The sequence below is a fragment of the Nonomuraea sp. NPDC049709 genome, assembly GCF_040674815.1.
Taxonomy (GTDB): Bacteria; Actinomycetota; Actinomycetes; order Streptosporangiales; family Streptosporangiaceae; genus Nonomuraea.
In genome coordinates, this window is record NZ_JBFANM010000016.1 from 72,488 (window position 1) to 91,523 (window position 19,036).

The window sequence follows — 19,036 nt, forward strand, 5'->3', positions numbered from 1 at the left end:
TTCGAACAAAGACCCCAACCCTAGCGATCCGCCAGGAAGTTGATCAACATGCCCGGCCGCGAACACCCCGGCAAGGGCGCCCTCGCCGGGGTGACGCAGCGGCTTCCAAGCCGATCACAAGCGCGGCGCCCTATTCCTGGGAGGGTTCGTTCGTCACCGCACCGTGGAGTTCTCTCATGCGTTCGCTCGTCGTCCTGACCACCGCCGCAGCCGCTGTCTCGCTGACGCTCACCGCCCCGGCCGCCGCCACCCCGGCGATATGGAAGTGGCGGGCCGTGCACTCCGCCGACGGCATGGCCTCCGCCTGGGGCGAGGTCGCCATCCACCAGTTCGGCCACGTCGTGGACGGCAAGCTGGAGGACACGCGCGGCAAGGGCTGCGCGTGGGCGGTGCTGCGCTCGCAGGACTCGCGCAACGGGCGCTGGCGCGAGCACGGCTTCTTCAACTGCGTGCCGGGCGCGGGCACGTTCAGCAAGGACTACCGCAACACGCGGCAGGTCCGGGTCCAGGTCTGCCGTGGCACGGCCAGGCGGCCCACGGGCGAGTGCTCGGCGTGGAAGACCATCCTGCGCCCGGGACAGTAGCGGAGAACTGCCCGTGGAGGCCGCCGACCCGTCTGACGATCCGAAGTCCGAAGCCGGACCCGGCAGCAGTCGACCGACAGGATCAGACGGGGGTGGGGGCTGAGCGGGTGCTGTGACCAGCCCGCGGGACTGCGGATCGGCGGACTGGGCGGGTGCTGTGACCAGCCTGCTGGACCGCGGATCGGGGGTTTCGCGCGAACGGCGGGGGCGGCGGTGGTGGTCGCCGGATCAACTCGGCCGGGGTGGGCAGGCCGAGGCGATGAGGCGGTCCAGGAAGGCGTCGAGATCGTCGAGCCCGTAGGCGGCCAGCACGTCGGGCGGCTGGGTGAGCAGGTAGGTCAGCGCGCTGTTGACGGCGAGGGTGACCACGGCGGCGCTCTGGCGGGTGGCCGGCAGGCCGGCGGCCTGCTGGGCGCTCAGGTGCAGGTCGAGGTCGGCGCGAGTGAGCCGGGCCAGGGTCTGGCGCACCTCGGCGTTCCTGGCCGCTTCGGCGTGCAGCTCGAGGTAGGCCAGGACCCGGGACCGGTTGACCGTCAGCGCCCGGTCGATCATCTGGCGCAGCAGCGCGAGCAACTGGCCGACGGTGTGGATCTCGGCCTGCTGCAGCTCGCTCCAGTAGCGGTCGACGCACCGCTCGGCGGTGGCCTGGAGGAGGCGGTCGCGGGTCGGGAAGTAGTTCTTGGCCGTGCCCTCCGGCAAGCCGGCGGCCCGGTCCACCGCACGGTGAGTGAGGCCCCTGCCGCCCTCGCCCGCCAGCACCTCGATGGCCGCGTCGCACAGCAGGCCGCGTCGATCCCTGTTCTCCGCCATGGCTCCCCATTGTCCCGCTCGACAGAACCACCACATCCGTGGTACCACATATGTGGTGATGAAGATGAGAAGAGCTGTCATCGTCGGCGCCGGAGTCGGCGGGCTGACGACCGCGATCGCGCTGCGCGCCATCGGCTGGGAAGTATCGATCTTCGAACGGTGGCCGCGAATCGTCGCCGAGGGCACCGCGCTCGGCATCCGCCCGGACGCCCAGGCCGGCCTGGCCGGTCTGGGGCTGGGCGAGCGGCTGCGCGAGCGCACCGTCCCCTACCGGCGCGCGCAGATCCGCACGCCCGACGGCAGACGCCTGGCCGACCTCCCGCTGGACCGCATCGAACGGCGCGGCGGAGCACCCGTCCGCATGCTGTCGCGGGTCTCGCTGATCGAGATGCTGGTGCAGGAGGCGGACCCGGCGACGATCAGCACGGGCGTGGAGATCACCGACCCTGCCGCGCTGCGCGCCGACTACGACCTGGTGGTCGGCGCCGACGGGGTGCGCAGCGCGGTGCGCCAGGCGTTCTTCGACGCCGCGACCCGGCCCCGGTACACGGGGATCGTCGCCTGGCGAGGCGTGATCGAGGGCTTCGAGCCACCGGACTACGGCGAGAGCTGGGGTCGCGGGCAGATGTTCGGGATGACACCGCAGGCGCCGGGCGTGACCAACTGGTACGCGCCCGTACGGACCCCCGAGGGAACGCGCGAAACCCTCGACGATCTGCGCGCCCGCTTCGCCGGCTGGCACGACCCCATCCCGACCGTGCTCGCCGCGGCCGACGAGGACGCCGTGCTGCGGCACGAGGTCCACGACCTGTCGCCGTCCCTGGCGTCCTACGTCACCGGCAACGTCGCGCTGGTCGGGGACGCCGCCCATGCGATGACGCCCGCGCTGGGGCAGGGCGCCTGCCAGGCGCTGCTCGACGCGGTCGAACTCGCCGCCTGCCTGCGCGCGCATCCGGGCGACGTCGCGCGGGCGCTGTGCTCGTATGACGCCCGGCGGCGTCCGGTGGCCCGGCGGATGGTCGCCGCGTCCCGGTGGATGACCCGCCTGGCCGGGGCCGGCCGCCTCGCGGCGCCGCGCAACGCCCTGATGCGGCTCCTTCCCGTCTAGGTCCACCGGCGTGGCGCGTCAAGCCCGGTCGATCCGGACGGTGAACCGGTTCCCGGCGGAGGCGAGGTCGTCCAGCCCGCTGTCGACGGAGCCGAGCCGGACCAGGCCGGGCGGGGGGACGGACTGACCGAGCAGCCGGCCAGCAGGACGGCCACCGGCACGGTGACCCATGCCGTGCCCGCCCCGGGGCGGGGGCGCGGGCGGAAGGCGAGTTCATGCCTCCAAGAGGATCCCCGCCCTCCGGCCGGGGGAAGTCACTCACAAGGCCCTGCACAAGCTGGTCGGCGATCTGTCCACGCGCAGCGACGACTTCCGGCGGCGCTGGTTCTCCCACGACGTCCGCACCCACGCGGGCGGCGTCAAGCACTTCCGCCACCACGTGGCCGGCGATCTCGCGCTCGCCTACGAGAGCATGGACCTGCGAGGCGAGCCCGGGCTCAGCATGACCGTCTTCACCGCCGAACCGGGCTCGCCCACCGCCCAGGCCCTGGCCCTGCTCGCCTCGTGGGCGGCCACCCAGGAAGGCGCTCCTGCCGGGGTACCGCTCCCCCGGTCGTACTGATGCGACCGTGTGCAGCGGCATCCCGATGCGCCGCCCTGAGCGGTTCGCCTCGTGGCCCTGGGCCAGGATCTCAACTCGCGATCTCCGCGATGCCCAGGCTGTGCGGCCATGTGTGGTCCGGAGCCTCGAGTCGTCCCTTCACGGACGTGAGGTAGCGGGCGGCGTCCGCGCCGTCCACCAGGCGGTGGTCGTAGGTCAGCGACAGGTACGCCATCGGGTGGACCGCGATGAGGTCGTCGCCGTCGGGGCCGCGCAGTGCGACCGGCCGGCGGGTGACGGCGCCGAGCCCGAGGACGGCCGACTGGGGGGCGTTGAGGATGGGTGTGTCGAACAGCGCTCCCCTGCTGCCGGTGTTGGTGATCGTGAACGTCCCGCCCGCGAAGTCGTCGGCGGTCGCCGAACCGTCCCGGGCTCGGGCCGCGAGGTGAGCGATGTGCCGGGCGAGCGCCCCCACGGTGAGGTCGCCGGCGTCGCGGATGACCGGGACGACCAGCCCTTCGTCGGTGTCCACCGCGATTCCGAGGCCGACCCCGGCGGGGTAGGTGACCGTCCCGGCGGCCAGGTCCAGCTCCGCGTTGATCACCGGGTGGCCGGCGAGGGCTCGCACGGCTGCCTCGGCCACGAACGGGAGCACCGACAGCGCGACGCCGTACCGGCTGCGGAACGTGTCCTTCGCCGCCTCGCGGATCTTGACGACGTGGCTGAGGTCCACCTCGATCACCGTGGTGAGCTGCGCGGACTCCTGGAGCGAGCGGTGCATGCGGTCGGCGATGAGCCTGCGGCGCCGGGAGAGGCCCTCGACCCGGCCGCGGGTGCCGGACCCGGCCGGGTGGGCGGCCACCGGACGGGGCGCGGCGGGGGCCTGGTGCGAGATGGCGGCGGGGGCCGGGTTCGGGATGGCGACCGGAGCCGGGCGCGGGATGGCGGCGCCGGCCTGCGACTGTGCCGCCCGGGCTTCCGGCCGGACTTCCGGTGGTGCTGCGGGCTGGACTGCCGGTCGGACTGCCGGTCGGACTGACGTACGGGCGGCCGCACGTACGTCGGCGACGGTGGCCCGGCCGTGCGGTCCCGATCGCGTCACCTGCGTGAGATCGACGCCGTGCTCGCGGGCGAGCCTGCGTACCCGGGGACTGTCCTGGTGCCGGGTGGCGGCGGTGCCGCCGACCAGGGCGATGATCGTGCCCACGGGCACGGTCCGGCCCTCGGGCACCAGGATCCGCCGCAGTACGCCGCCGGCCGGGGCGTCCACCTCGGTGTCGACCTTGTCGGTGGACACCTCCAGGAGCGGTTCGTTCGCGGTGACCGGCGCGCCCACCTCGACCAGCCACCGGGTCACGGTGCCCTCGGCGACCGTCTCGCCGAGTTGCGGCATGGTGATCTCGATGTCGCTCACGCCTGCATCGCCCTCTCGACCTCGGCGACGATCCGGTCCACCGACGGGATGACGAGGTCCTCCAGGGAGTCGGCGGAGGGCAGCGGGACGTGCGGCGTGGTGATCCGCACGATGGGCCCGTCGAGGTCCCAGAACGCCTCGTCGCCGACGATGGAGGCGAGCTCGGCGCCCCAGCCCAGGGCCCGCGGGTTCTCCTCGACGGTGAACAGGCGGCCGGTGCGGCCGACGGATTCCAGGATGGTCCGGGCGTCGAGCGGGATGAGCGAGCGCACGTCGATGACCTCGCAGCGGATCCCCCCGGCGGCGAGCCGTTCGGCGGCCTCCAGGGCCCGGGGCACCATCATGCCCAGCGCCGCGACGGTGGCGTGGTCGCCGCCGCGGCGGATCCTGGCCTTGCCGAGCACGTCCTCGACGGGCCCGTCGGGGACCTCTCCCCTGCTGGCGTAGAGCCCCTTGTGCTCGAAGAACAGCACCGGGTCGTCGCTGCGCACCGCGGCGGCCATCAGGCCGACGACGTCCTCGGGGCAGGACGGCGTGACGACCTTGAGCCCCGGCACCGCCATGGCCCAGTTCTCGATCGACTGGGAGTGCTGGGCGCCGAACCGGAGCCCGCCGCCGTTGCCGCTCTTCACCACCAGGGGGATCGTGACCTGCCCGTTGGTCATGTAGCGGGTCTTGGCCATCTGGTTCACGACGATGTCCCAGCAGACCGCGAAGAAGTCGGAGAACATGATCTCCGCGATCGGTCGCAGGCCGGTCATCGCGGCGCCCATGGCCGCGCCCAGGATGGCCTGCTCGGAGATCGGGGTGTCGATGACCCGGCGCGGCCCGAACTGCTCAAGCAGCCCGACCGTCGTCTTGAACACCCCGCCGGCGCCGGCGATGTCCTCCCCGATGAGGACGACCCGCTCGTCCCGGCTCATCTCCTGCGCGATGCCGCGGGCCACCGCCTCGCGGTACGTCAGTTGCGCCATGAGTGTCCTCCGTCCGCCCACACGTCGGTGTACGCCACCGCCTGATCCGGCAGCGGCCCGCCCTTGGCCGCCTCGGTCGCCGCGTCCACGGCCTGGCCGACCTGGTGCTCGATCTCGTCCAAGGCCGCGTACGGGACGCCGATCCGTTCGAGCCGCCCCCGGTAGAGCTTCAGCGGGTCGTGGGCCAGCCACGCCTCCAGCTCCCCCGGCGGCTTGTACTTGCCCGGGTCGGCCCTGGAATGGCCACCGTGCCGGTAGGTCAGCGCCTCGATCAGGACCGGTCCGCGACCGGAGCGGGCCTGCTCCAGCGCGTCGCGGGCGGCGAGGTAGCAGGCGTCGGCGTCGTTGCCGTCCACGACCACCGGTTCGAGCCCGTAGGCGCCGGCGCGGTCGGCGGCCGGCCGCGGCACGGCGGTGATGTCGGAGATCGCGGTGTACTCCATGTACAGGTTGTTCTCGCAGACGAACACGACCGGCAGCGCGAAGACCGCCGCGTAGTTGAGCGCCTCGTGGAAGGCGCCGATGTTGGTGGTCCCGTCGCCGAAGAAGCAGACCGCGACCTGGCCGCTGCCGCGGTACTGCGCGGACCAGGCCGCGCCGTTGGCGATCGTCAGATGCGCGCCGATGATCGCGTAGGAGCCCATCATCCCGTGCTCGACGCTGGTGAGGTGCATGGATCCGCCCTTGCCGCCGAGCAGCCCGTTGGCGCGGCCCAGCAGCTCGGCCAGGATGCCCTCCATCGGCACGCCGCGGGCCAGGGTGTGCGCGTGGCCGCGGTAGGTCGCGAAGGTGTAGTCGTCCTCGCGCATCGCGGCGCCGAACCCGGCGGCCACGGCCTCCATGCCCAGGGAGAGGTGGGTGGTGCCCTTGACCAGGTTCTGCATGAACATGTCGTAGGCGCGCTTCTCGAACTGGCGGATCTCGTGCAGCCGCCGGTACATCAGCAGCCGGGTGTCGCGGTCGATGTCCGCGGCGTCGTGGGTGGTCTGGCTCTTCGGCGGGAGCACGAGGTCGTGCTCGCCGTACGGGTGCCGTTCGAGGGGCAGCGTCATGCCGGGGCTCCCGGGAAGGTCGCGGTGTTCAGGTGTGACTGCGACTCGCGGACCGTGGGCAGCATGCCGCCGGTGGTGTAGTAGCGCCGGCCGGCGACGAGCAGGTCCTCGGCGGGGAACTTCGTGATCACCTCGCAGCCGTCGGCGGTCACGACGATCTCCTCCTCGATGCGGGCCGCCGACCAGCCGTCCTTGGCGGGCCAGTAGGTCTCCAGGGCGAAGACCATGCCCTCCTCCAGGGTCTCGGGGTGGTCGAGCGAGACGAGCCGGCTGAAGATCGGCTTCTCCCAGATGGACAGCCCGACGCCGTGGCCGTACTGCAGGCCGAACGCGGCCTCCTCGCCGGCGAAGCCGAACTCCCGCGCGGCGGGCCACACCGAGACGATGTCGGCGGTGGTGGCGCCGGGCTTGACCAGGGCGATCGCCTGGTCGATGTACTCGCGGCAGATCTTGTACGCGTCGCCCTGGGCGCGCGAGGCGCTGCCGACCGCGAAGGTGCGGTAGTAGCAGGTGCGGTAGCCCAGGTAGCTGTGCAGGATGTCGAAGAACGCGGGGTCCCCGGGCCGGATGATCCGGTCGGAGTAGACGTGCGGGTGCGGGGCGCACCGTTCCCCGCTGATGGCGTTGACGCCCTCGACGAACTCCGATCCCATGTCGTAGAGCACCTTGCTGACCAGGCCGACGGTCTCGTTCTCCCGGACTCCCGGCCGGAGGAACTCGTAAAGCTGGTCGTACGCCGCGTCGACCATCGAGGCGGCCTGGGTGAGCAGCCCGATCTCGTCCTTGGTCTTGACCCGGCGCGCTTCCAGGAAGACCTGCTGGCCGTCCACGACCTGGATGCCGGCCTGCTGCAGCGCCGTGAGGACGGGCAGCTCGATGACGTCGACGCCGAGCGGCTCGTTCAGCAGCCCGTGCCTGTCCAGCTCGGTCTTGATCTTGCGGGCCACCTCCTCGGCGATGCCGGCCTGCGGGTGGAAGGCGCCGCGCAGGGTGGAGATGCCGGCCCGGGCGCCGCCCGGCTGCTCGGCCGCCCCGTGTCGAGCGCCGTGGTGCGGGCCGTGCACGTCGTCGGGCGTTTCCAGGGCGGCGTGGCCGAGCCACGGGTTGTACAGCTGGTGGTGCCGGGCCGCCGAGCCGAAGTCCCAGATGATCGGTTCGGCGCCGCGGACCAGCAGGGCGAACCGGATCAGCTTGTCGTTGGCCCAGGTGCCGATGTGGGTGGCGGTCATGTAGCGGATGTTGGGGAAGTCGAACGCGAGCACCGCGCCCAGTGACGAGCGGTCGAGCTCGGCGCGCAGGCGGGCGAGCCGCTCGGTGCGCAGCCGGTCGAGGTCCAGCCGCTGTTCCCAGTCGACGGCGTTCGTGCCGTAGGTGTGGATTCCCACGTCAGATCCTTTCGGGTTCGCGGCCGGGAACGGCGTCCCCGGCCGCTGCGGAGGGGTCGGCCGCGGCTTGGAACCAGGCCGCCATCGCGGCCATGTCCCGGTCGCCGAAGCCGTCGTCCAGGGCGTGCTGATGGAGCTCCAGGACGCGCCGGACGACGGATCTCGCCGGGTCCGTGTCGCCTCCGGCGGCCACCGCGAGGCGCAGGTCCTTGGTGGCGGTCGCGAGGTCGAAGGCGACGCCGGTGCCGGCCGGGTCGGTGAACGCGGGCCTCTTGTAGCCGAGGAAGCGGTTCCAGAGCACGCCGGCCGCGAGCACGTCGAACAGGGCGTCGGCGGAGACGCCGGCCCGGCGGGCGGTGACCAGGCACTCGGCCAGCGCGGTGCTGAAGGTGTGCAGCAGCGCGTTGACCGCGACCTTGGCCGCGGCGCCGGCCCCGGCGGGTCCGACGTGCACCACGGTGCCGAGCGCTTCCAGCGCCGGTCGTACCTCGTTGATCACGGCCGGGTCGCCGCCGGCCATCAGGCCGAGCCTGCCCTCGCGGGCGACGGCGGTGCTGCCGCTCACCGGGCAGTCGAGGAAGCGCGCGCCCGCCGCGGCGCACAGGCCGGCGGCCTCGGCTGCCGCGCCCGCGCCGATGGTGGAGCAGTCCACGACGATCGTGCCCGCGCCGGCGCCGGCGAGGATGCCGTCCGGGCCGGCGAGCGTGCTGATGACCGCCTCGCCGTCGGTCAGCATGGTGAACACGACGTCGGCGTCCTTGGCGGCCATCGCGGGCGTGGGCGCCGCCTCGGCGCCGGTGCGTCCGGCGACGGTGCGGGCGCGCTCCGCCGTCCTGTTCCAGACGGTGACCGGGAAGCCGCTCCCGGCGAGGGCGGCGACCATCTCGGCGCCCATGCGGCCGGTGCCGCAGAAGGCGACCCGGAGCTGCCGGTCGTTCATGACAGCCCCGCCTGGGTGTCGACGAGGATCTTGCCCCGGGCGGATCCGCCGGTCATCGGGACGAGGGCGTCCTCGACGATGCGGTCGAGCGGGACGACTCGCTCGACGAGGAGCGGGGCGAGGTCGTGCCGGGCGAGCAGGTCCAGGGCGGCCGGGAGGTTCCGGTCGCACACGTGGGCGACGGTGGTCATGACGTCGATCTCCCGGAGGATGAGGTCGGTGGCCGTGAACGAGACCTGCGCCTTGGGCAGCCCGACGAGCAGGATCGTGCCGCCGCGCCGGGTGAGGCGCTGCACCCGCGACAGGCCGTCGGGCACGCCGCTCGCCTCGATGGTGACGTCCGCCGGCGCCGAGCCGGTGAGGTCGCGCACCGCCTCCAGCGGGTCGGCCGCGTTCGCGTTGACGGTCACGCTCGCGCCGAGCTCGCCGGCGGTCTCCAGCCTGCCGTCGTCGATGTCCACGGCGACGATCGCGCCGGCGCCGGCGGCCCTGAGTCCGGCGATGACGAAGGATCCGATGGCGCCGGCGCCGTGGACGACCACGACGTCGCCGGGCCGGACCCGGCTGCGGTCCACGGCGTGCAGCCCGACCGCGAGGGGCTGGGCCAGCACGGCGTTGTCGTCGGAGACGTGCGGCGCGACGGGGTGCAGCATCGCCTCGGGCACCGTGATGAGCTGGGTGAGCCCGCCGTCGGCGGACAGGCCGTAGGTCCAGTAGGACCGGCAGAGGTTGGTCTGGCCGCGCTCGCACCAGTCGCAGCGACCGCACCAGACGCCGGCGCCGGCGGCCACCCGGTCACCGGTGCCGAACCGTCCGCCGCCGGGCCCGGTGCTCTCCACCACGCCGATGAACTCGTGGCCGAGCACGACCGGCCCGAGGACGCCGGAGTTCGGATGGCGGGTCTTCAGGGGGGTCATCATCGGGCCGGCGGCGTACTCGCCGGCGTCTGTGCCGCAGAGCCCGGCGCGGGTGACCCGCAGGCGTACCTCCCCCGGGCCGGGGGCGGGCGCGTCGGGGCGCTCCTCGATGCGGAGGTCCCCGGCGGCGTGCAGTACCGCGGCCTTCATGCGCGCGCGCCGTTCTCGATGTGCACCTTGACGTTCCGGTCGGTACGGCGGGCGGAGGCGTACGCCTCCGGTGCCCGCGCAAGGGGGAACCGGGCGGTGATCATCGGTGTCAGGTCGAGGCCGGACCGGGCGAGGAAGCGCAGGGTGTCCTGCCAGACGCCGGGCGACCCGATGGTGCCGCGGATCTGGAGCTGCTTGGACTGGATGAGCCCGAGCCTGGCCGTGGCGCTGCGGCCGACGTCGATGCCGATGTTGACGACGCGGGCGTTGAAGCCGGCGACCTCGAGCGTGGCCGCCATGGCGGAGGTGTGGCCGGACGCCTCCATGACGACGCCGGCGCCCTGACCGCCGGTCAGCTCCATGACCTGGTCGACGAAGCCGTCCGAGGTGGGGTCGAGCACCTCCTCTGCGCCGAGCCGCCTGGCCAGCTCGCCGCGGGCGGGGTCGGGCTCGGCGGCGATGACGCGGGCGCCGAGCGTGGCGGCGACGGCGACGCAGCTCAGGCCGATGGGCCCGGCGCCGAAGACGACGGCGGTGTCGGCGGCGTTGACGTTGCCGGCCCGCATGGCGGCGAAGTACGCGCAGCTGAAGGGCTCCACGAGGGCCGCCTGGCTGTCGGTGAGCTCGTCGGGAACCCGGTGCAGCCACTCGGGACGGGCGACGAAGTACTCGGCGGCGGCTCCGGAGATGGAGAACCCGAAGTGCTCCGCCCCGATCACGCACTCCCCGAGCACCCGGTCGCCGGGCTCGAACCCGGTCACGCCCCGGCCGACCTCGGCGACCTCCCCGGCCCACTCGTGGCCGGGGATGATCGGGTACTGGAAGGGGATGATGTAGCGCCCCTCCAGCAGCTCGAAGTCGGAGTGACAGATCCCGACCGACCGCAGGGCGACCAGGACCTCGTCGTCGCCGATCTTCGGTACGTCGACGTCGGCCAGCGTCAGCTCGCCGACGCCCTGGAACTGGACGGCCTTCATGATGGCCCCACCTCCGAGGGGATGATGCGTTCGGTGCGCAGCCGGTCGAAAAGGTCGAGGAACGACCGGCCGCTGTCCTGGGTCCTGGTGAAGCCGGCCGCACGGCTCTTGGCCATGTCGGCGTGGGTCTCGACCGTCCGGCCGAGGTCGCTGTCGGTGTGCCACCACGACACCAGGCGCTCGATGCCGGGCTCGGCGAGCCGCTCCCGCCCGGCGATCCGCCGCCAGACCGCGGCGGCGTCGCCCATCCGGCCGTCGAGGGGCGTCGCGTGCCCCGGGTAGGGGGCGGCCTCGACGCCGAGGCCCGCGGCCACGGTCTTCCACATGTCGCGCCAGTGGAAGGTGTCGCCGTTGGTGACGTTGAACGCCTCGTCGCGCGCCTCGGGGGCGGTCGCGGCCCAGGCCAGGTGCTCGGCCAGGAGCCGGGCGTCGGTGATGTCGGTGGTGCCGTCGTACTGTTCGGGAGAGCCCGGGAAGGTGAACGGGATGCCCGTCTCGCGGGCGATCGTGCCGTAGACGGCGAGGGTGACGCCCATGTTCATGGCATTGCCGAGGGTGTATCCGATCACGGTGTGCGGGCGGTGCACCGTCCAGCCGAAGCAGAACCGGTCGGCGGCCTCCCAGAGGAGGTCCTCCTGCGTGTAGTAGAAGTTCTCGTACTCCAGGCGCGGCTGGCTTTCGCGGAACGGCGGCTCGGCCGGGTTGCGGGCGTAGGCCTCGAAGGGGCCGAGGTAGTGCTTGAGACCGGTGACCAGGCAGACGTGCTCGAGTGTCCCCGCGCGGCCGGCGGCGTCGAGGACGTTGCCCAGCATCGCCCCGTTCACCACGATGTTCTCGGCCTCGGTGGCCTGCCGCGACCAGGTGCAGTAGAAGAGGTGGGTCGCGCGTACCTCCTGGGCCAGGCGCGCCACCGAGTCCGCATCGAGGATGTCGGCGCTCATGTGCCGCACTCCCTCGATCTCCATCGCCTTCCCGCGCGACACTCCGGTCACCGCCCAACCGGACCGGACCAGCTGCTCGGCGGTGTTGCGGCCGGTCAGCCCGGTGGCGCCGATGACCAGCGCCCTGCGCCCGCTCACGGGTGCGCCTCCCCGGCGGGGGTCTCGAACAGCTCGAGGGTGATGCCGTCAGGGTCCTTGAAGTAGGCGAACGAGCAGCCTTCGAGCGGGCCGTCGTCGATGCGCAGCGGCGGGGCCAGGAACTCCACGCCCTTGCCGAGCAGGTCCTGGTAGGCGGCTTGCAGGTCGGGCACGTCGATGCACACGTGGACGCTGCCGACGTCGGCGTTCGACCGCGTGTACGTCTCCTCGCGGTCGTTGTCGTAGCACAGCAGCTCGATCACGCAGGTGCCGAAGCGCAGGAAGGCGAACCGCAGATCGGCGCCGGGCACGCCCAGCGCCTTCGACAGCCCGGGGCCTGACCCGTGGGCGACGAACTCGCGTCGTACCCCGAAGATCCGCTCGTACCAGGCCAGTGATGCCTCCAGGTCGCGCACGGTGATGCCGACGTGGTGCATGTCACCGAATGAACTCATACAACTGCCTTTCTTGGGTCAGGCGGCCGATCGGACCAGGACCTTGAGCTGGTCACCCTGCGGGTCTATCAGCGTGTCGAAGCCCTTGGTGACGACGTCGCCGAGGGGGATGCGGGCGGTGACGGCCTTGCCGACCGGGTAGGCGCCGGAGGCGACCATGCGGATGATCCGCGGCCAGTCGGTCATCCGCCAGCACCAGCTGCCGTAGAGGGTGAGGTCCTTCTCCGACAGCGCCATCGCGTCGAGGGTGGCGGGCCGGGTGTGCAGCCCGGTCTGGACGATGGAGGCGCCCTTGCGGGTCTGCCGTACGCAGGAGGCCAGGCCGGGGGTGCTGCCGGAGCACTCGACGGCCAGGTCCACGCCGTCGCCGCCGGTGAGCTGCCCGACGAGCTCGTCGAGCTCTCCCGTGGTCGGGTCCGCCACGGGGCCGATGCCGAGCGCGGCGGCCAGCGCCGAGCGGTTCCGGTTCGGCTCGGAGATGATCACCGTGGCCGCTCCGACGGCGTGGGCGTACATCGCCGACAGAATGCCAATCGGCCCGGCGCCGGTGACCAGCACGATGTCGCCGCCGGTGACGCCCGCCCGCTCGACACCGTAGGCGGCGACCGCGGCGGGTTCGATGACCGCGCCCTCGACGTCGGAGACCTCGTCGGGGAGCTTGGCGACCTGGTACTCCTTGACCACGGCGTACTCGGCGAGCCCGCCCGTCTCGGCGCTGAGGCCGGTGCAGGCGAACCGCACGCACAGGTGCCCCTGACCGCGGCGGCAGTAGCGGCAGCGCCCGCACACGATGGCCGGCATGATCGAGACCCGGTCGCCGGCGGCGACGTCGCGGACCGCGGCGCCCGTGGCGGTCACCCGGGCCGAGAACTCGTGCCCCAGGGTCTGCGGCAGCGTGACACCGGTCAGCGGGTGTGGCGTGGTGGGCGTGACGATCGGCCCCACGGCGTACTCGTGCAGGTCGGTCCCGCAGATGCCGCAGTAGGCGACCTCGACGAGCACGTCGTCGGGCTCGCGGATCTGCGGCTCGGCGACCTGCTCCACGCGGATGTCGCGTTGTCCGTAGTAGCGCGCTGCTCGCATGTTGTGTCCTTTCATCGGCGGCGTCCCGCCAGGTCAGCGAAGGGCGCCGTCGGCCGTGCGGCTGGTGCCGCGCGCCTGGCTGTAGACAAGGGCGGCGACCACGATCAGGGCCCCCTGGAAGAGGTACTGCCAGGTCTGGGAGAGGCCGAGGAACGTGGTGGCGTTGAGGAGCTGGACGATGAGGCCGGTCCCCAGGAGGGTGCCGACGAAGGTGCCGCGGCCGCCCAGCAGGCTGGTGCCGCCGAGCACGACGGCGGCCACGCTGTTGAGGGTGTAGCCGACGCCCTGCGCCGGGTCGCCGATGCCGAGCTGGGCCAGCAGGATGAGTGCTCCCAGGAAGACGAAGAGGGAGACCACGACGTAGCCGGTGATGATCGTACGGGTGGAGCGCACGCCGAGCCGGCGGGCGGACTCCTCGTCGGAACCGACGGCCCGGATGTCGCGCCCCCATCGGGTGGCGCGGAGCACGAACTCCATGCCGAAGGCGAGAACGACCAGCAGGACGAACGCGACGGGGATCGGGCCGACCTGCAGGGTGATCACGTCGGTCACGGTGTGGCTGATCAGCCCGCCGGGGCTGTCGCGCAGCAGGAAGCTGAACCCCTGCAGCGCGATGTAGGTCGCCAGGGTCGCGGCCACCGGGGTGAACCTGCCGAACCTGATCAAGGATCCGTTGACCAGCCCGCACAGGGCCGCGAGCGCGGCCATCAGCACCAGGCCGAGCACCAGCGCCTGCCCGGACTGCCCGTCGGTGAGGAAGAAGGACCCGACCACCACCAGGAATCCGGCCAGCGGGCCGACGGACAGGTCGATGCCCCCGGTCATCAGCGCCACCGTCTGGCCGAGCGCGATGAAGCCGAGGGCGCTGACCAGGAGCATCACCGAGGTGACGTTGAAGGGCAGCAGGTAGCGGTCGTTCTGCGAGTAGATGTACGCGCCCAGCCCGAGCATCACCACGGCCAGGATGAGAACCGGGGCGTAGTCGCCTTCGAGCCGCCGCTGCCACACCGGGCTGAGCCGGCGCTTCGCGGTCCGCTGCCCTTCGGCGCGCGTGTGGGCGGTCGACTCGATCGCCGCCCGGATCATCCGTTCCTCGGTGACCTCGTCCCCGGCCAGCTCGGCCACGACGTGGCCGCGGGACAGGACGACGACCCGGTCGCACAGCCCTTCGAGCTCCTTGGCGTCGGAGGAGGCGACGACCACCGGAACCCCGTTGCCGGAGACCTCGCGCAGGATGCGGTAGATCTCCGCGCGGGCCCCGACGTCGACACCCTGCGTGGGCTCGTCGGCGAGCAGGATGTCCGGCCGGCCGAGCAGCGACCGGGCCATGACGACCTTCTGCTGGTTACCGCCGGAGAGGCTGGTGACGGGCGTCTCGAGGGTGGCGGTCCGCACGTCGAGCCCGGCGAGCTCGGCGCCGACGACCTCGACCTCACGGCGGCGGTTGACGAACCGGGCCGGGCCGAGCCGGTCGAGCGCTGTCAGCGCGGCGTTCTCCCGCACCGACATGGACATCATCAGGCCTTCGTGGTGCCGGTCGGCGGGCATGTACGCCGAGGAGCGGTGCAGCTGCCGGCGGCTGATCCGCCTGCCGTCGATGGTGATGCTCCCGCTGTGCCCGGCGAGGCCGGCCAGAGCCCGGAGCAGCTCGCTCTGGCCGTTGCCCAGGACGCCGGCCACGCCGATGATCTCACCGCGCCGGGCGGTGAAGGAGACGCCGGAGAACCGTTCCCCGGACACCCCGTCGACCGCGAGCACCGGCGGCTCGTCATCGGGCGCGAGCCGTTTGCCGGGGAAGGTGTACTCCAGCTGCCGGCCGACGATCATGGCCAGCAGTCCGTCGTCGGTGACGTCGCCGACGACGGCGGTGCCGCTGTGGTGCCCGTCGCGCAGCACGGTGACCCGGTCGGCCAGCTCCCGGACCTCGGCCAGCCGGTGGGTGATGTAGACCACGGCGGTGCCCGCCCGGGCGGCGGAGCGCACCAGGTCGAACAGCAGCCCGACGGAGTCGTGGCCGAGAGGGGCCGTGGGCTCGTCGAGGATGAGCAGCCTCGGCTCCACGGCCATCGCCTTGGCCAGTTCCAGCAGGTGCTTCTGGGCGATGCTGAGACCGCCGACCCGATCCTGCGGATGCGCCGTGCATCCGACCCGGTCGAGGATGCTCCGCATCGCGGCGTGGCGGTCGCCGGCGAGGAAACGGCCCGGCACCGCCACGGCGATGTTCTCCGCGACCGTCATGTCGGGCAGCACCGCGGGGTGCTGGTGCACGATCGCGATGCCGAGCTCGGTCGCGCGGCCGGGGGTGAGCTCGTCGACCGTCTCGCCGAGGACCGTGATCGTGCCCCGGTCCGGGACGACCGTGCCCGAGGCGACACCCATGAGGGTGGACTTGCCGGCGCCGTTCTCGCCGAGCAGCGCGTGCACCTCGCCGGGCAGGACCTCGAGGGAAACGTCGGTCAGCGCGGCGACCGCGGCGTAGGACTTGGAGATGCCCTGGAGCGCCATCGTCGGCGGTGCCGCCGTCAGCGCCATCTCATGAGGCTGGTTGATCATCACATCGTCCTTGGGGGTGTGTTACTTGAGGACCTTCGCCTGGTCCGCGCCCGACATCTCCGCGGAGAGGTAGACGTCGTCGGGCAGGTCGCGCTCGCACTGGACCGGCTTGTCCTCGGCGGTGGAGTCCTCGAACACCAGCGACGGGAAGGTCGAGGAGGCGGGCACCTGACCGCCGGTGGCCCTGGCGACGGCGTGCTGGACGGCCAGCCGCGAGTGGTCGTTCTGCGTCGAGACCGTGAAGAGCTTGAAGTCGGGGTTCTTGGCCTTGTGGTCCTCCCAGAAGCAGGACAGGACGTTGCCGTCGGATGCGGCGATGGCCGGGATCGACCGTCCGCTCTGCTCGAACACCGGGAGCGCGCCCACCAGGGACGGGCCGAAGTCGGAGACGATGACGTCGATCCGCGCGTTCTGCGAGATCGCCGAGGTCAGCACCTTCTGCGTCTCGGCGGGGTCCCAGTTGGTGACCTCGAACGGCTGCTCGCCGATGAACGTGTACCTGCTGTCGGAACCGAGCACCGAGCGCAGCCCCTCGGCCTCGTCCCGGCCCTGGCTGTTGCCGGGCGGACCGCTGAGGAAGAGGATGTTCCCGCCGTCCGGGAGGATCTTCTTGATCCACTCACCCCAGTTGCGGCCGTCGGCGGCGAACTTCGTGTCCACGAAGACGTCGTAGTCCACTCCGGGCTTGCCGCCCGGGGCGACGCGGTACGGCACGGTGACGACGCCGGCCTTGTAGGCGCTGCGCAGCGCCGGCAGCATGGCCTCGCCGGCGTCGGGGAAGACGACGAGGGCGTTGACTCCCTTGGCTACCATGCCCTGGACGTCGGCGATGGCCTTCTGCGTGTTGCCCTGTCCGTCGGCGTACTCGAAGCTGGTGATGCTCGGGCACTTGGCGGCCTCCTCCTTGGCGGAGGCGGTGGTGATCAGCCGCCAGCTGTTGCCGCCGAAGCCGTCGGTCATGCCGAGGACGGCCTTCTTGCTCCCGCACCATGCGGGGGCGTTGCCGTTCCCGGTGGCGGTGTTCGACGTCGCCGAGCCGGAATCGGAGGCGCCGCATCCGGCGAGGCCGAGGCTCAGGACCGCGGCGGCGACCGCAGCGGTGGCTGGGGCGGTGAGTCTGGGTCGGCGGGTGGGACGGTTCATGGACGTGATCCCTTTCTGGAGGGCTTGCCGTGGCGCCCGGCAGGGCGGGGAGCGGGCGCGGGGAGGGCCCCGAGAGCCCGGCTAGGCCGTGGTGGCCGTGCGCCGGCCGGCGGCTCCGGCGAACCTGTGCCGCAGCGCGGCCCAGTCGACCGTGTAGAGAGCGACACCGACGGTGAGGGCGGCGGCCTCGACGAGCGTGCGGATGGCGAAGGAGACGCCGAGAGCGAGGACGAACTGCTCGAGCTGGCTGAGGAAGACAGCGGCGATGGCGGTGGGGACGAGGAAGCCGCGGCCGCCGAGGAGCGAGGTGCCGCCGAGGACGACCGCGGCGACGGAGGGCAGCAGGTACGAGTCGCCCTGGAAGGCGGTGGGCTGGGCGATGATCCCGGCGAGCAGCACACCGGCCAGCCAGTAGAGGATCTGCGCCCAGATGTAGGCGGCGGCGCGGTACCGCATGACCGGCAGGCCGGTGGCGGCCGCGGCGGCGGGGTTGGCGCCGACGGCCTCGAACCGCCGGCCGCCGACAGTGGTCTTCATGACCATGGCGGCGACGGCGACCACGACGACGCCGATGTAGACGGAGTTGGGGACGCCGAAGGTGACACCGCCGGCCGCCTCGCGCAGCAGCTGGGTGGTACGCCGGGGAGACCCGCCGGAGATGGCGAGCACTACGGCGTACATCAGGGCGTTGGTCCCCAGGGTGGCGACGATGGGGTTGAGCCGCCGCCAGCCGATCAGGAGCCCGTTGGCGACGCCGAAGCCGATGGCGACGACCAGCCCGAGGGCCAGGGCGCCGAGGAGCCTGCCGTCGTCACCGGCCGACTGGTGGGTGGTGACGACGACCGCGAGAGAGACGGCTCCGGGCACCGACAGGTCGATCCCGCCCTGCTGCACCACGAGGGTCTGCCCGATGGCGGCGATGGCCAGGACAGCCGCGAACGGCAGCATCCCGAGGAACGCACTGTGATCCACGCTGGTCGGGGCCACGACGGCGCTGGCCACGAACAGCAGGATCACAGCAGCGCTGACCGTCAGCATGCCCCGAGAGAGGCGATATCGCGGTCCGGGGTCGATCACGCTGCGTTCGGATGCCTGGAGGGTCATGCTCACACCTCACAGTCCTACGGACGGCTCAGTGATGGCCGCCACATGTTTCGTGAGAATGTACATAGTGCAGCCACAGTTAACAAGGGGCTAACACGACGACCTCTCCGCGGAGTCTCCACCAGCACTGTTCAGAATTAGCGAACACTCCAGCTCAAAGCTTGACGCACTTGCGCACAAGCGTTCACTATTACTGACCATCGGTCTCAGGCGACTGACCTGGCGAAGGGAACATCCTCATGAAGATCAGCGACCGCTTGGGCCACCTCACCTACTCCACCCTGGTTCACCCCGGCGACACCTGGTCCGAGATGCGGGAAAGCGTCGCCGCGCACGTGCCGGCGGTGAAGCGGCGCGTGTCCCCCGGGGCACCGATGGGGGTGTCGCTGCGGCTCTCCGGCGCCTCGGTGACCGCTCTGCGGGCGGATCCCGCCGAACGCGCCGGTTTCCTCGGCTTTCTCCGCCAGGAGGGCCTGTACGTCTACACGGTCAACGCCTTCCCGCACGGTTCCTTCAAGGGGCGGTCACACTTCCACGTGCCCGTCTTCCTCGACGAGATCGGCGGGTTCCGGACCACCCGGTCGAACATCGAGGCGGCCCTGGACCTGCACCGGCGTACACCCCTGTCCGACCACCTGGAGATCGAGACCTACACCTGGGACGTGCTGCCGGAGCACCTCAAGACCGGCGACGTGGACGACTACGTCAGCCGCGAGATCGAGTGGGTCCGCGACGCGCTCGGCGACTGATCACCCTGACACCTGAGA

19 protein-coding genes are annotated in these 19,036 nt (G+C 72.0%); 4 read left to right on the forward strand and 15 right to left on the reverse strand.

Annotated features, from left to right (window positions below; all coding sequences use genetic code 11):
- The first annotated feature begins 176 nt into the window (after nucleotides 1-176).
- Nucleotides 177-584: a hypothetical protein gene (locus AB0J69_RS17990; RefSeq protein WP_364118153.1), complete on the forward strand. Its 408-nt coding sequence runs from the start codon at nucleotides 177-179 to the stop codon at nucleotides 582-584.
- Nucleotides 585-812: 228 nt separating this feature from the next.
- On the opposite strand, the gene AB0J69_RS17995 is transcribed toward AB0J69_RS17990, so the two are convergent.
- Nucleotides 813-1,394: a TetR/AcrR family transcriptional regulator gene (locus AB0J69_RS17995; RefSeq protein WP_364118155.1), complete on the reverse strand. Its 582-nt coding sequence runs from the start codon at nucleotides 1,392-1,394 to the stop codon at nucleotides 813-815.
- Between the two features lie 64 nt (nucleotides 1,395-1,458).
- Between AB0J69_RS17995 and AB0J69_RS18000 the strand changes: the two genes are divergently transcribed.
- Nucleotides 1,459-2,502, forward strand: coding sequence for an FAD-dependent monooxygenase (locus AB0J69_RS18000; protein ID WP_364118156.1), 1,044 nt, complete (start codon nucleotides 1,459-1,461; stop codon nucleotides 2,500-2,502).
- A gap of 18 nt (nucleotides 2,503-2,520) precedes the next feature.
- On the opposite strand, the gene AB0J69_RS18005 is transcribed toward AB0J69_RS18000, so the two are convergent.
- The gene (locus AB0J69_RS18005) at nucleotides 2,521-2,673 is read right to left on the reverse strand and encodes a hypothetical protein (protein ID WP_364118158.1); all 153 of its coding nucleotides are present in this window, start codon (nucleotides 2,671-2,673) and stop codon (nucleotides 2,521-2,523) included.
- Between AB0J69_RS18005 and AB0J69_RS18010 the strand changes: the two genes are divergently transcribed.
- Complete coding sequence (locus AB0J69_RS18010) at nucleotides 2,672-3,064, forward strand: hypothetical protein (protein ID WP_364118159.1); 393 nt, start codon at nucleotides 2,672-2,674, stop codon at nucleotides 3,062-3,064. The two genes, AB0J69_RS18005 and AB0J69_RS18010, sit on opposite strands and share 2 nt — an antisense overlap.
- A gap of 70 nt (nucleotides 3,065-3,134) precedes the next feature.
- On the opposite strand, the gene AB0J69_RS18015 is transcribed toward AB0J69_RS18010, so the two are convergent.
- The 13 genes from AB0J69_RS18015 to AB0J69_RS18075 all read right to left on the reverse strand — a co-directional run bounded on the left by AB0J69_RS18015 (nucleotide 3,135) and on the right by AB0J69_RS18075 (nucleotide 18,269).
- Complete coding sequence (locus AB0J69_RS18015) at nucleotides 3,135-4,457, reverse strand: 2-oxo acid dehydrogenase subunit E2 (RefSeq protein ID WP_364118161.1); 1,323 nt, start codon at nucleotides 4,455-4,457, stop codon at nucleotides 3,135-3,137.
- Nucleotides 4,454-5,431 carry an alpha-ketoacid dehydrogenase subunit beta gene (locus tag AB0J69_RS18020; protein ID WP_364118163.1) on the reverse strand — a complete coding sequence of 326 codons (978 nt, stop codon included), beginning with the start codon at nucleotides 5,429-5,431 and terminating at the stop codon, nucleotides 4,454-4,456. Before AB0J69_RS18020 ends, AB0J69_RS18015 begins: the two co-directional genes overlap by 4 nt.
- The gene (locus AB0J69_RS18025) at nucleotides 5,419-6,483 is read right to left on the reverse strand and encodes a thiamine pyrophosphate-dependent dehydrogenase E1 component subunit alpha (RefSeq protein WP_364118165.1); all 1,065 of its coding nucleotides are present in this window, start codon (nucleotides 6,481-6,483) and stop codon (nucleotides 5,419-5,421) included. Before AB0J69_RS18025 ends, AB0J69_RS18020 begins: the two co-directional genes overlap by 13 nt.
- Nucleotides 6,480-7,868 (reverse strand): Xaa-Pro peptidase family protein, encoded by a 1,389-nt coding sequence (locus AB0J69_RS18030; RefSeq protein WP_364118166.1) that lies wholly within the window; start codon nucleotides 7,866-7,868, stop codon nucleotides 6,480-6,482. Before AB0J69_RS18030 ends, AB0J69_RS18025 begins: the two co-directional genes overlap by 4 nt.
- Nucleotide 7,869: 1 nt before the next feature.
- A complete protein-coding gene (locus tag AB0J69_RS18035; RefSeq protein ID WP_364118168.1) occupies nucleotides 7,870-8,808 on the reverse strand; it encodes an NAD(P)-dependent oxidoreductase in 939 nt (312 codons plus the stop codon).
- Nucleotides 8,805-9,875 carry a zinc-binding dehydrogenase gene (locus tag AB0J69_RS18040; RefSeq protein ID WP_364118170.1) on the reverse strand — a complete coding sequence of 357 codons (1,071 nt, stop codon included), beginning with the start codon at nucleotides 9,873-9,875 and terminating at the stop codon, nucleotides 8,805-8,807. Before AB0J69_RS18040 ends, AB0J69_RS18035 begins: the two co-directional genes overlap by 4 nt.
- Nucleotides 9,872-10,852, reverse strand: coding sequence for a zinc-binding dehydrogenase (locus tag AB0J69_RS18045; protein WP_364118172.1), 981 nt, complete (start codon nucleotides 10,850-10,852; stop codon nucleotides 9,872-9,874). Before AB0J69_RS18045 ends, AB0J69_RS18040 begins: the two co-directional genes overlap by 4 nt.
- Nucleotides 10,849-11,931 (reverse strand): SDR family oxidoreductase, encoded by a 1,083-nt coding sequence (locus AB0J69_RS18050; RefSeq protein WP_364118174.1) that lies wholly within the window; start codon nucleotides 11,929-11,931, stop codon nucleotides 10,849-10,851. Before AB0J69_RS18050 ends, AB0J69_RS18045 begins: the two co-directional genes overlap by 4 nt.
- The gene (locus AB0J69_RS18055) at nucleotides 11,928-12,386 is read right to left on the reverse strand and encodes a VOC family protein (protein WP_364118176.1); all 459 of its coding nucleotides are present in this window, start codon (nucleotides 12,384-12,386) and stop codon (nucleotides 11,928-11,930) included. Before AB0J69_RS18055 ends, AB0J69_RS18050 begins: the two co-directional genes overlap by 4 nt.
- A gap of 18 nt (nucleotides 12,387-12,404) precedes the next feature.
- Complete coding sequence (locus tag AB0J69_RS18060; protein ID WP_364118178.1) at nucleotides 12,405-13,469, reverse strand: 2,3-butanediol dehydrogenase; 1,065 nt, start codon at nucleotides 13,467-13,469, stop codon at nucleotides 12,405-12,407.
- 33 nt (nucleotides 13,470-13,502) lie between these two features.
- On the reverse strand, nucleotides 13,503-16,022 hold the full coding sequence (locus AB0J69_RS18065) for an ATP-binding cassette domain-containing protein (protein WP_364118180.1): 2,520 nt from the start codon (nucleotides 16,020-16,022) through the stop codon (nucleotides 13,503-13,505).
- 21 nt (nucleotides 16,023-16,043) lie between these two features.
- Nucleotides 16,044-17,165 carry a substrate-binding domain-containing protein gene (locus tag AB0J69_RS18070; protein WP_364118182.1) on the reverse strand — a complete coding sequence of 374 codons (1,122 nt, stop codon included), beginning with the start codon at nucleotides 17,163-17,165 and terminating at the stop codon, nucleotides 16,044-16,046.
- Nucleotides 17,166-17,246: 81 nt separating this feature from the next.
- Entirely contained in the window at nucleotides 17,247-18,269 is a 1,023-nt protein-coding gene (locus AB0J69_RS18075; RefSeq protein WP_364118184.1) for an ABC transporter permease, read from the reverse strand.
- A 239-nt stretch (nucleotides 18,270-18,508) separates the two neighbouring features.
- Here AB0J69_RS18075 and AB0J69_RS18080 point away from each other — a divergent pair, with 239 nt between their 5' ends.
- Nucleotides 18,509-19,018: a hypothetical protein gene (locus tag AB0J69_RS18080; protein WP_364118186.1), complete on the forward strand. Its 510-nt coding sequence runs from the start codon at nucleotides 18,509-18,511 to the stop codon at nucleotides 19,016-19,018.
- Nucleotides 19,019-19,036 lie beyond the last annotated feature (18 nt).